Here is a 12,469-nt window from a genome sequence, read left to right as displayed (position 1 = left end):
AAAGAGGATGAACGATGACTACTTATACGACGGATCAACCGGAAATCCAATTGATTGGCGTGAGCACCCGTACAACCAATGCAGAGGAGACCGGACAGAACGGACGTCTGCCGGGGCTTTGGCAAACTTTCTTTCAAAGCGGGATGGCATCTAATCCCGGGGTCGTCAACCCTCATCGGATCTATGCCTTGTACATGGATTATGAGAGTGATGTGAACGGTGCCTATACGGTACTGATCGGGCATGAAGCGGGCGGTCAAGCCGTCCAAGGCGATACCGACTATAAGGCAGCGGTGATCCCGGCAGCCAGGTATAGGGTATTTACGTCGGGGAGAGGTCCTGCGTATGAAGTCGTGCCGCAAGCTTGGAGGGAGGTCTGGGCCTACTTCAAGGAATCGCCGGAGGAAAGAGCCTATACGGGGGATTTTGAGCTGTATGACTATGACTCACCCCATATCGACCCAGCCAACATGGAAGTGCGCATTTATATCGCCATTCGATAGAGCCAGTCAAGACGCCGGGAGCCCGGTGTCTTTCTTTATTTTATTTGTCTTTGAATCGTTTTATTTAATAAATTTGACTTCTAAGTTGATTTCAGCATACGGCTGTAATCCCGGAGCATTTTCACCCCATCGCCCACAACCCACAAAACATGTCGAATCAAAAGAGATGATTATAGCGGTAACGGCAGGCAGGCCACATAATAAGCAGGGAAAGTACTAGAATGGAGGAAAAGACCAGATGAGAAAAACCTCTCGCATCCTGCTTTGTCTGCTCCTGCTGTTTACCTACGTACCGTGGGCGGGCACTCAGCAGACGGAAGCGGCCAGTTTTCCAACCGGCTGGAGCAGCATCGGCTTTAATGGTTCCAGCGGAACGAGCAGTTACGATGCTTCGGCAGGAATCTTCGCTATAACCGATTCGACGGGAACGGGGGTCCCCAATCAGGTGGAGGAGCAGTTCCAATACGCGTATACACCGGTAACCGGTGATTTTACGATGATGGCCAAGCTCTCCTCGTACGCTTACATATCCGGCGGGATGGCCGGGATCATGGCACGGACCGGGCTGGAGAAGGGGAGTTCCTTCTTCTTCGGGAATTACTATGGCACGGGGAACCAATATCAGCCGTATGTATCTTCCCGGTTAACCTCCGATCCAACGAAGGCGCCAAGCAACTCGGGGCTGAAAAACGGTGCGGACAACGTTCTTTATGACTTTGAAAGCGCACCCAAATACATGAGGGTCCGGAAGCAGGGCGGAGGGTTCTACTTCGACCTCGGAACGGTATCCGGGACCACCATTACATGGACACAGATTAATGGCAAAACGATTACCGATGTGAAGTCGACTACCTATGTGGGTCTGGCCTCTGCGAAAGCAAGTGCTGCAGCCCAATTCGACAGCGTAACCCTGCTGAATGCTTATACGAATTCGCCGACGACGGAGGTGTCGACACTGACGGCGACGCTGCCTGTCAGCGCAGCGGTTCCCGGCGCACCAAGCGGGCTGAAGGCGGAGAGCGGCAATGCCCAGGTGCAGCTGGCCTGGGAGACCGTGACGGACGCCACGTATTACCGTGTCCAGCGCAGCCAGACGTCCGGCAGCGGCTACAGCACGATCGCGGAGAATCTGCAGTTCGATGCGGGTTCGGCGGGTGCCGTCTATACGGACAGCAATGTGACGAACAACACGCCCTATTACTACGTGGTGACGGCAGCGAACGCTTCCGGGGAGAGCAGTCCATCGGCAGAGGTGCAGGCGACCCCGTTCGGTGAAGGACTGCCTGCAGCACCAACGAATGTGACAGCGGCACCCGGCGACGGGCAGGTCACATTGGGCTGGACCGCTGTTCCGGGTGCCACGTCCTATGAAGTGAAGCGCGGCACCACCCCAGGCGGACCTTACACGTCTGTGGCCTCCCATGTGGCAGGCACGAGCTACACGAACACAGGGCTGTCTAACGGAACCACTTATTACTACGTGGTAAGTGCCGTCAATGCAGCGGGCGCGGGTCCGGATTCGGCTGAAGCCGCGGGCAGGCCGGGCAGCTTCCTCATCAACGATTCGTTCGAGAACAGCCCGCTCGGTGCCCTTCCGGCAGGGTACAGGACGCCTTTCGGCAGCGGGGTGATCAGCGCTTTCTCGAACACCAACAATACAAGCGTCATCAATAACAGCAATCTGACGAACAGCTACGGGAACACGTCGGCAGCCGTAATCGACAATACGACGAATGTGCTGTGGATCAACGACGGAGCGGGACGGGGCGGCTTCAACAAGACCTTCGCTCCGGTAACGGCGGACAGCAAGAAGGGGATCACCGCCCAGCTGCGGTTCATGCAAACGGCACGGGTAGGGGACTCCTATGTACTGGAGCTGCTCGACAGCAATAAGAAGACAGCCGTTACTTTTAACATCAACTCTTCGCCTGTAACCATCTCCAATAACACCTGGTATACGGTGAAGTATGCCGCTGACGTCAGTGCCAATACGGCGGACCTGTTCGTGAACGGCGAGTACTACGGGAATGTGGCCTTTACGACACCGGTTACCGACATTGCATCGGTAAACTTCCGGATGGCCGGGTCTTCGACGGGCCAAGCCTATGTGGATGACGTTGTCGCCTACACACAGGAGACAACAACACCTCAAAGCCTTACGGCCGAAGGGGCGAATCTGCGCGTAGAGCTGAACTGGAACGCAGCCAGCGGAGCGGACGGCTACAATGTCTACCGCAGCGCATCGAAGGAAGGGCCGTATGCCCTCGTGGCAAGCAGTGTGCCTTCGAACAGCTATTCCGATACGACGGCTGGGCTTGCGAACAATACGTATTTTTACTACAAAGTGACCGCTGTGAACGCAAATGGGGAAAGCGATGCCTCCAATACGGCGGAAGCTTATCCGAACGATATCCCTCCGCCATCGGCTCCGGTGACCGGACTGAAGGCGGTTGTGAGAGACGGCCAGCTGACGATCACTTGGGACCCTGTAGAGGGAGCGACTTACTATGCTCTCGAGAGAGGTACGACACCGGCCGGGCCTTACGTCTCCCTGCTGGTGAACGGCAAGCCAAAAATTGCCGACACTTCGTATCTCGATGTAGGCTTGAATGCCGATACGAAGTACTACTACAGGCTAACCGCAGGCAATGTCGGCGGATTGGGCGAACCGGCGCTGCTTGAAGGGGTATCCCCTGCGGCTCCTCTGCAGTCTCCGACGCTGCTCAGTGCCGAGCCGGGAAGTAACGGGGTCGACCTCACCTGGTCCTCCATCCCGAATGCCGCATCGTACAAAGTACAAAGAAGTGAAGTGAGCGGCGGGTCCTATACGACGGTTGCAACGGTAAAGGAGACGAGCTATACCGACGCAGCAGCGACAGCCGGCAAGATTTATTACTACGTCGTTACTGCGGCGGATGGAAAACAGGAGAGCCGGATCTCCAACCAGCTGCGCGTAAAGCATGCCGCCGTTGTGCCGGGTGCACCGGCCCAGCCTGCGGGGCTTAAGGCTGAAGCGAACGATGGAGAAGTGAAGCTGACCTGGAATCCTGTGTCCGGCGCTCAGTCTTACAACGTAAAGAGAGCGGACAGCCCGAATGGAAGCTATACGACCATAGCCGTGGCAGCCGAGGCTTCTTACCAGGACAAGGCGGTTGCTAACGGAACGACTTATTACTATACGGTCTCTGCCGTGAAAGCGGGCGTAGAAAGCCTCGACAGCGAGGAGATTGCGGCGCTTCCTGCCAAGGTGCTTACGGTAGACAAGAATGCCGCGGCTGACGGAGTCAGCCTATTCAACACGATTCAAAGCGCCGTGGATGTCATCCCTGCGGATAACAGCTTGAGAACGGTCATTGCGATCGCGCCGGGGACTTATACTGAGAAGCTGAAGGTGACCAAGCCTTATGTCAGCCTGGTCGGTGCAGGCATGGATGTGACGACCATTGTGTACGGCGACTATGCCGGCACTTCGGCAACTACGGGCAAACCGGGGCATGTCGGCAATACGTTCCTGAGCCAGACGGTCGAAGTCAATGCGGATGGTTTCAACGCTGCGAATCTGACCATCGAGAACAGCTCCGGACCCCGTTCCGAAGTGGCCCAGGCGGTAGCTTTGTCACTGAAGAGCGACAAGGCCGTGTTCGAATCGGTGAGACTCAAGGGCTATCAGGATACGCTGTACAACGGTCTCAATGCGAAGAACCAGGGCCGCCAATACTTCCACAACAGCATTATTGAAGGCGACGTCGACTTTATCTTCGGCGAAGCGCCGGCTGTGGTGATGGACAATGTGAGGCTGGTGCTGGTCAGCCACACCGGGGGCGGCGGTCATATTACGGCGGGAGCCCAGAAGAACGTAACGGATAAAGGCTACCTGTTCCTCAACTCGCAGGTAGTGGACGACGCTTCGGCTATAGGTGCATATGACCTCGGGCGTCCGTGGAAAGATTATGCGCGTATAAGCTTCGTCAATACCCTCATTGACTCGAAGAAGTTCCTTCCGGGAGGCTGGGTTGCAGCCTGCGCGGGTACGTGCAAAACGGCTTATTTCTCGGAGTATAACAGCTATGGCCCGGGTGCCAATGCAAGTGCAACAACGATTGCCACCGAGCTTACGGGACAAGAGGCGAGCGTGACGATTCCGGCCATGTTCGACGGATGGGACCCTTCAACTCCGGTATTCATGCCGAAGGTGCAGTATGGGCCGGCGGTCTCGGCTTCGTTCGCAAGCTTCGACAAGAATAAGGCGAATGGGACGGATGTGTACGTAACGGTACGCAACGCCAGCGGATACACCCTGACGGGTGTGAAGAACGGGGATACGGAGCTAGATTCATCCGCCTACAAGGCGACGGGAAGCGGGTATGTGATCCGGAAGTCTTACCTTGCGGGACTGCGGGAGGGAACGGCAACGCTCACCTTCCAATATGACGGCATCTCCGTGCCTCTCCTGATTCACATTGTCAATACGGGCAGCTCGGATCTCGGCCGGGAAGTGTTGGCGGCCAATGACGGGTGGGCCTCCTATACGACAGGCACAACCGGAGGGTCTGCGGCCAACGCGGACAATATCTTCGTGGTAAGCAGCCGCAGTGAGCTTGTCAAAGCGGCTGCAGGGAATACGCCGAAGATCATCTATGTTCAGGGCACGATCAATATGAATGTCGATGATAACAACCAACCTGTCGGGCGGGAGTTCTACGAGGATCCGGCGTATGATTTGGAAGCCTACCTGAAGACGTATGACCCGGCCGTATGGGGCAAGAATACGCCGACCGGTGCATTGGAGGACGCGCGTGCCAAGTCCCAAGCGAATCAAGGAAACCGGATCAAAGTCACGGTCGGTTCCAACACAACGATTGTTGGGCTTCCGGGGGCGAATGCAAAGATTCTCGGCGGCAGCCTGAATCTGGACAAAGTCGACAATATCATCATCCGCAACATTGAATTCGAGAATACGTTCGATCACTTCCCGCAGTGGGATCCGACGGACGGGGAATCGGGCAACTGGAACTCCGCTTACGACAGCATCTCGGTGAAGGGGTCCACCCATGTATGGATCGACCATAACGTCTTCAGCGACACCGGCGGGCTGGATGATCCGAGCCACACTTATTTTGGACGCAAGTATCAGCAGCACGACGGCACGGTAGACATCACGAATGCTTCGGACCTGGTCACGGTATCGTACAACCACTTCCACGATCATGACAAAACGACCCTGATCGGCGGCAGCGATGAAGCGACAGGCGATGCCGGCAAGCTGAGAGTCACGCTCCATCATAACTATTATCAGAATACGGGGCAGCGTGTACCCCGCGTACGCTACGGACAGGTGCACGCGTATAACAACTATTACGAGAACTCCTATACGCATCCGAACAATCCTTACGTGTATTCGCTGGGGGTCGGATATCAGTCGCAGATTTACGCTGAAAACAACTACTTCGTGAATGACGCAGGCACCCAGCCGGGCGCTATCATCCAGGTGAGCAAGGGGACCCAGTTTACGGACACGGGCTCCATGCTTAACGGTATGCCAGTTGAGATTGCCAGGAGCTATGGCGGTCTGCAGGCTGTAAGCTGGAAGCCGACGCTGTATACTTCTGTGGATGACACAAAGAAAGTACCTGCGGTCGTCAAGGCCCAAGCGGGCGTGTTCAAAGCCGAAGCGCCCGACGACAGCGATGAGGGCACGGATGACGGTAACACCGGCGGAGGCACGGATGATGGTAACACCGGTGGAGATACCGGCGGAGGCACGGATGATGGTAACACCGGTGGAGATACCGGTGGAGGCACAGATGACGGCGACACCGATGGAGATGCCGGTGGAAGCACGGATGAGGATACCGACCGTGACGATGGCCGTGGCGGAAGCAGCACTGGCGGCACCCCGGCCCCTTCCAGCAGCGGAGGTGAAGTCAGCTCCGGCAGTGACATCCATGAGGGACAGCTCCGGCTCAAAGGCGCCCAAAAAGAGTCCGTCGAGAATGGGACCGTACTGGTAACCGTCGACGCTGCGAAAGCGGCCGAACTTATTGCCAAAGCTCCGGAGAATGTGTCTGTATTCCGGCTTGAAGTCCTCTCTGAAGGAACAGCGGTGAAGGTGGAAGTCCCATCCGAGCTGTTAAAAGCACTCTCCTCGAAGAAGCAGGAAGCGATCCTGCAGATCGATTCGTCGAACGGCAGCTACAGCCTTCCGGCAAAGCTGCTGGATCCCGCCGCTGCTGCCAAGCAGCGGGGCGTGTCCGAATCGGATGTGAAGCTGTACATTATGATCGAGAAGGTTCAAGGCGACAAAGCCGCGGATGTGAACGGGGCGGCTTCCAAGCTGGGAGCGAATGTCCTGACAGCGCCGGTCGCCTTCGACATCATCCTTGATGTGAAAGGCAAGGCAGAGGAAATCAACGGGTTCGATACGTATGTAGGACGGATGCTGAAGCTGCCTGGAGAAGTAAACCCGCAGACGGCGGCAGGGGTGATGTATGATCCCGAAACGCAAACGCTGGTGCCGGTTCCGACCGTCATTGAAGGCTCCGAAGCCACCCTGCTGCGCAGGGGCAACAGTATCTATACGGTAATCGAGCATGGGAAGACGTTCGGCGACCTGAGCGGTCACTGGGCGAAGAAGGATGTGGAGACGCTCGCCGGCAAGCTGATCGTAGGCGGCGTATCCGAGACCGAGTTCGCACCGGACGAACAGATTACACGTGCCGAATTCGCGGCGCTGCTTGTACGCGCTCTGGGCTTGACCGAAGAGTCTGCTGCAGGCTTCAGCGACGTCCGTGCCGAAGATTGGTTCTCCGGCGCTGTCGGGGCGGCACAGAGGGCGGATCTGATCGGCGGCTTCGAAGACGGATCGTTCCAGCCCCAGGCGCCGATCACCCGCGAGCAGATGGCGGCCATGATCGTACGGGCGCTGAAGCTGGGCGGCCAGGAAGTCAAAGCGAAGGAAAGTCTGCTTGAGCCGTTCTCCGACCGCTCGGAGATCTCGGGCTGGGCGCAGGTCGCTGCCGCGCAGGCTCTGGCGGCAGGCATCATCCAAGGGACGACGGACTCGACCTTCTCGCCGCAGGAGAAGGCCACCCGCGCCCAGGCCGCAGTCATGCTGAAGCGCACGCTGCAGACCCTCAAGTTCATGAATTGATAACCTCTAAGGGTGCTCCCAGGTTCTATCCCGGGAGCATCTTTTTTTGCTTTCCGGCAGCATGACAGGGAACTTCCTCATACAGGCGTACATAGGAAAAAATGAAGATCTTTGGTCCCCTGATTCAGCTGCAGGGACGTGACCTCGAACGACTCCCCTGCTTCGAAGCGGATGACGAGCCCCGACTTCCCCCTGACTTCGTAGCGGCCCCAGAGGTTTTGGAAGAAGGGACTCCTGCTCATGAGCTCCGGCACAAACTGCGATACCCAGGGGTCCCCGGCATTCCGGTCGCAGAAGGAACGGAATACCGCCGCCGCATACCCCGCGCATTCTTCCCAATTGCTGATCCGCTCTCTAAGCGAGTCATTGGAGAACCACTGCCAAGTCATATTGCGCTCCTGCAGAGGGAGCGAGGAGAATTCGGTGAAGTACCGGGAGGAAGCGGCGTTCCAAGCCAGTACGTCCGAACGGCTGTTTACGATCATAGCAGGATGGGTGAGATCATCAATGAGATTCTGAAGGGATGAAGGCAGTGGTGAGGTGTGATCCATCATGGGGCCGGGCAGAGGGCCTTGGGCAAGAAAGAGCATATGGGCATATTCGTCTTCATTGAGCCGCAAAGCACGGGCAATGCTCTGAAGAACTTCGCGGGAAACATGGATATCCCGGCCCTGTTCAAGCTAGGTATACCATGTCGTGCTCACTCCGGCCAGCAGGGCGGCCTCCTCCCGTTTGAGGCCTGCCGTTCTGCGCTTGGAATGGCTGTCGGGCAATCCGGTATCACGAGGGGTTAACCGGGCACGACGGGATTTTAAGTAGTCTCCCAAGCCCTTCAGCCGGTATTGGTGACGATCCATGGAATGCACCTCCTCAGCTGTTACTGGTAGTGCTATTATAACTAAAATGTGGAAGGCACCCAACGGCAGTGGCACAATAAAAGAGACGTCATCCCAATGATGCCCGCAGAAGAGAGGAGAAGCTGTGATGGAAAGCGTACTATTGAGTTTTTTGGCAGGGGTATTCGGTGCCAACGCCCTGCCGCATTTCGTGAAAGGGATCACGAAAGAGCCTTTCCCTACCCCCTTCGGTTCATCACCGGTCATTAATGTTGTCGCGGGGTGGGCCATGTTCATTCTGGCCGGATTCCTCGGATACGGGGCGCATATCGGGCAATACCCCGCGGCGACCCTCCCCTCCATCGCTCTGGGCGTTCTCCTCATGGGGCTGTTCCATGCCCGGATCGGTGCGTTCGGCAAGAGAACCTAAGATACCATCGCTCACGTTCAAAAATGAAGATGCTCTCCATCTTGAGGGATCACGACCGAGTCCGACAACTGATGCTGCTCCACATATAACGCCAGCTCTTTTCTCGTTAACGTGCAGTGACGAATCGCCTCCATATGCACGGCGATCACTTTCGATGCGGGCGCTGCCTTCAGGATCTTCACGATATCCTGCGGAGTCATGGTTATAATGGAACCGAGCAGCATCTGGGCTCTAGGCGCATTCACGATACATACCTCAGGCTGCTCCTGCTCGAAGACCCGGTGGAGTTCGTCGGTGAGAATGCAATCTCCCACAAGGTACAGGGAGTGCTCCGGGGTGCTTAGGATATATCCGGATACGGGGCCCAGCAGCTTGGACACGATCCCTTTGGCATGCCTGCCGCCGATTCGCTTGAACGTAATGCCATGCCACTCATGGGCGTCCTCTATGGAATGAACGCTGCGGAAGCCGCAGGATTCAATATGCTTCTGATCCGCAGGCTGACAAAGCACCGGAATGTCCTTGGACAGCACTTTCTTGGCCTTTTGATCGAAGTGGTCAAAGTGAACATGAGTCAAGAGTATGGCATCAATCCGGTCGAACGCGGCTAAAGGCACGGGGAGAGGCACGGTGGGGTTCCTGCGGAGGGTCCTTGTAAAAGGAACGGGAGGGAGTTCCCCCACATCACTCAGCATAGGGTCGACTAGAATGAGTTTCCCGTTGATCGTAAGAAGTGAGGTGGCATTGCGGATGTGTTGGACAGTAAGAGACATGGATATCATCCTCCCAGAAGTTTTGAAGCAACGAATTTAAAACCGACCGGTCTGTCTTAAATTAACAGAGCAACGGCTGTTCTGCAAGATATTTTTCATATTGACTTGGGAGGCCAAAGTTTTTCGGACTTGTTTTCCCTATCCGAGGTATGCTAATTTAGGACCAATCGGTATGTTTTGAAGAGGGAGGCTGCCCTATTGCGCAAAGGTGAAATTACCAAAGAGCATATCATCCGCGAGTCGGCGGGATTATTTAATACAAAAGGATACAGCGGGGCTTCCTTAGCCGACATTATGGACCGCTGCGGCCTTCGCAAGGGCGGGATCTACAATCATTTTGAGAACAAAGATGAGCTTGCTCTGGCAGCCTTCGATTATTCGTTCCTGCAGATCTTGGAGCTTTTGTCCGGGGGCGCGGCGAATGCAGCGAATGCCAAAGAGAAGCTGTTTGCCATATGCCATGTTTACGTCGATCTCATCGAGCGCGATACCCTGGAAGGGGGCTGTCCCCTATTAAATACAGCCGTTGAAAGCGACGACGGACACCCCCTGCTGAAAGAACGGGCGCAGCAGGCAATGACCGTGTTGATCGGGAAGTTAACGGCGATCCTCGTAGAAGGAATCGATCAGAAGGAGTTTAAGGAAGACCTATCGCCCGAAGAGGTGAGCACCTATATCATTGCCGTCATTGAGGGAGGCGTTATGCTCAGCAAGCTGTATGACGACAGCAAGTATATCCGTCATTGTGTAAAGAATCTAACTCAATATATCCATGATCGGGTGCTGATCTAAGAACCGACGAATGGAGATAAGAAACTTATGTCATCTCCCCAGACTGTCCCCCGTGGGTTTTGGCGCGATGAGATGAAAATCGGAATTTGTGAAAAAGATATAGGGGATGCAAATGGTGTTGCAGGGGAATCTGTGATACGATGGAGTCTTACAAGGACAAAGGACGTGATTAGGTCGTGACGATTAGCATAACCATCCCGACACCGGAGGTTACGATTACCAAGCAGGAGAACCCGCAGCTGAGCCACATCTACGGCTTCACGGATTTTCACCTGATTACCCGGGAGAAGGGCGGCTTCTTCCTATTCTACAACGACAAGGACGAGCTTCTCTTTGTCGGCAAGGCCCGGAAGCTGCGCCAGCGCATCAAGAAGCACTTCGAAGATACGGTATCCCCGATCAAGAACCATCGGGATGAAGTGACGAAGATCGAGGTATATATCGTGGAAGATCCGGTCGAGCGGGAAATCTACGAAACGTATATCGCGAACAAGCTGAATGCGAAGTACAACCCGGACAAAGTGTCGGGCAGCTGAGCCCAAACCCAAAAGCAGCAAGCACCATCCCTAAGCGGGATCGGGCTTGCTGCTTTTTTTGAAATCTAAGAATTGATATCTCGCCAAGGCTCGATCCCGTGCGGCTCCAGTCCATCTACGAGGAGTTCCAGCTTCGAACCTAGAAGCCGGGACTGCCTCGCCGGGATAGGGACCGCCCTTACGCGGCCGCGGCCCTGCGCTCCGCGATATAACAGGCCATGCCGAGCATCAGCGCCAGTCCGACCAGAACCGCTCCTACCCAAGGCAGAGCGGTCAGGGACAGATGCATAATCACCCAGCCCCCGATGAACGCCCCGGCCGCATTGCCGAGGTTACCCGCCGAGTGGCTGGAGGTGGACGCAAGGGCGGGAGCCGCCTGAGCCAGGCTCATGATCCTTACCTGCAGGCCGGGCATGACGGCGAAGGAGCCGGCACCCCACAAGAAGATGGTGATTACGGCGGCGACGGGACTATGAACGGTCCAGGTGAAGATGGCGAGGATGACACAGACGGCCGAGTAAATCCCAAGGATGGAAGGCATGAGCTTCCAGTCCGCCAGCTTCCCGCCCACAATATTGCCGAAGGTCACGCCGAAGCCGAAGAGAATAAGGATCCAGGTGACACTGTGCTCCATGAAGCCGGTAACCTGGATGAGCAGCGGAGCAATATACGTAAATACGGCGAAGAGACCGGCATTGCCGAGCGCCCCGATGAGCAGGAAGAGCAGGAGCTTGGGACTGGCCAGCGCGGCAATCTGCTGCATGATGCCGGCCGGCTTGTCCTGCCGGAGCTGCGGAATGAAGATCAGGATGCCGATCAAAGCCAGAATCCCCATCAAGGCAATGGCACCGAAGGACGCGCGCCATCCCAGGTGCTGGCCGATGAAGGTACCCAGAGGAACACCGACGATATTGGCAATGGTGAGGCCCGCCATCATGATGGATACGGCACCGGCGCGTTTGTCCGGATGCACCAGGCCGGAAGCGATGACGGCCCCGACGCCGAAGAAGGTCCCGTGGGTCAAGGCCGTAATCATACGGGCGATCATCAGGACGGCATAATTCGGCGCGATCACGGAGATGCCGTTGCCGAGGATAAACAGAAGCATGAGCAGACAGAGCAGCTTCTTCTGGGGTATCCGCTGGGTGAGAATCGTAAGGATGGGGGCTCCCACCGCCACACCGAGGGCATACATCGTAATGAGCTGGCCGGCCGAAGAGATGCTGACCTGCAGATCCTCGGCGACATTAGGCAGCAGGCCCATGATGACGAACTCCGTCATGCCGATCGCGAAGGCGCCCACGGTAAGAGAGAGGATCGAGATGGGGAACGGTTCTTTGGCCGTTTGTTTCCGGGCTATACGTTGAGATAATTCCATGATGTCGATGGCAACCTTTCTGGCTGAATGTATAATCAAGTAGTTTACATAAATTAAAGCAGCCGGGCAAG

General features: G+C 56.1%; 9 protein-coding genes and 2 pseudogenes. 7 read left to right on the top strand and 4 right to left on the bottom strand.

Features of this window, described 5'->3' with window-relative positions; genetic code table 11:
- The first annotated feature begins 14 nt into the window (after positions 1-14).
- The 4 genes and pseudogenes from ACP26L_RS35635 to ACP26L_RS35620 all read left to right on the top strand — a co-directional run bounded on the left by ACP26L_RS35635 (position 15) and on the right by ACP26L_RS35620 (position 7,653).
- Positions 15-503, top strand: a complete 489-nt coding sequence (locus ACP26L_RS35635) for a GyrI-like domain-containing protein (protein WP_426450345.1) — start codon at positions 15-17, stop codon at positions 501-503.
- A gap of 238 nt (positions 504-741) precedes the next feature.
- Positions 742-4,923 (top strand): annotated as a pseudogene (locus ACP26L_RS35630) (pectinesterase family protein); the annotation flags it as partial.
- Positions 4,924-4,938: 15 nt separating this feature from the next.
- Positions 4,939-6,168, top strand: a pseudogene (locus tag ACP26L_RS35625) (pectate lyase family protein); the annotation flags it as partial.
- Between the two features lie 612 nt (positions 6,169-6,780).
- Positions 6,781-7,653 (top strand): S-layer homology domain-containing protein, encoded by an 873-nt coding sequence (locus ACP26L_RS35620; RefSeq protein WP_426455230.1) that lies wholly within the window; start codon positions 6,781-6,783, stop codon positions 7,651-7,653.
- Between the two features lie 77 nt (positions 7,654-7,730).
- On the opposite strand, the gene ACP26L_RS35615 is transcribed toward ACP26L_RS35620, so the two are convergent.
- Positions 7,731-8,204 (bottom strand): hypothetical protein, encoded by a 474-nt coding sequence (locus ACP26L_RS35615; protein ID WP_426455228.1) that lies wholly within the window; start codon positions 8,202-8,204, stop codon positions 7,731-7,733.
- A 129-nt stretch (positions 8,205-8,333) separates the two neighbouring features.
- Positions 8,334-8,510 (bottom strand): hypothetical protein, encoded by a 177-nt coding sequence (locus ACP26L_RS35610; RefSeq protein WP_426450344.1) that lies wholly within the window; start codon positions 8,508-8,510, stop codon positions 8,334-8,336.
- Positions 8,511-8,637: 127 nt separating this feature from the next.
- On the opposite strand from ACP26L_RS35610, the gene ACP26L_RS35605 reads away from it, so the two are divergent.
- Entirely contained in the window at positions 8,638-8,919 is a 282-nt protein-coding gene (locus ACP26L_RS35605; protein ID WP_426450342.1) for a hypothetical protein, read from the top strand.
- A 17-nt stretch (positions 8,920-8,936) separates the two neighbouring features.
- On the opposite strand, the gene ACP26L_RS35600 is transcribed toward ACP26L_RS35605, so the two are convergent.
- Entirely contained in the window at positions 8,937-9,692 is a 756-nt protein-coding gene (locus ACP26L_RS35600; protein ID WP_426450341.1) for an MBL fold metallo-hydrolase, read from the bottom strand.
- A 198-nt stretch (positions 9,693-9,890) separates the two neighbouring features.
- Here ACP26L_RS35600 and ACP26L_RS35595 point away from each other — a divergent pair, with 198 nt between their 5' ends.
- Together ACP26L_RS35595 and ACP26L_RS35590 are read left to right on the top strand one after the other, a co-directional pair.
- Positions 9,891-10,484: a TetR/AcrR family transcriptional regulator gene (locus tag ACP26L_RS35595; protein WP_426450339.1), complete on the top strand. Its 594-nt coding sequence runs from the start codon at positions 9,891-9,893 to the stop codon at positions 10,482-10,484.
- Between the two features lie 176 nt (positions 10,485-10,660).
- On the top strand, positions 10,661-11,020 hold the full coding sequence (locus ACP26L_RS35590) for a nucleotide excision repair endonuclease (RefSeq protein ID WP_426450337.1): 360 nt from the start codon (positions 10,661-10,663) through the stop codon (positions 11,018-11,020).
- Between the two features lie 178 nt (positions 11,021-11,198).
- On the opposite strand, the gene ACP26L_RS35585 is transcribed toward ACP26L_RS35590, so the two are convergent.
- Positions 11,199-12,398, bottom strand: a complete 1,200-nt coding sequence (locus ACP26L_RS35585; protein WP_426450336.1) for an MFS transporter — start codon at positions 12,396-12,398, stop codon at positions 11,199-11,201.
- Positions 12,399-12,469 lie beyond the last annotated feature (71 nt).

It is taken from the genome of Paenibacillus sp. S-38 (assembly GCF_049942825.1).
Lineage (GTDB): Bacteria > Bacillota > Bacilli > Paenibacillales > NBRC-103111 > Paenibacillus_G.
Note: the sequence above shows the minus strand (reverse complement) of the source record. Positions and strands in the feature narration are given on the sequence as shown.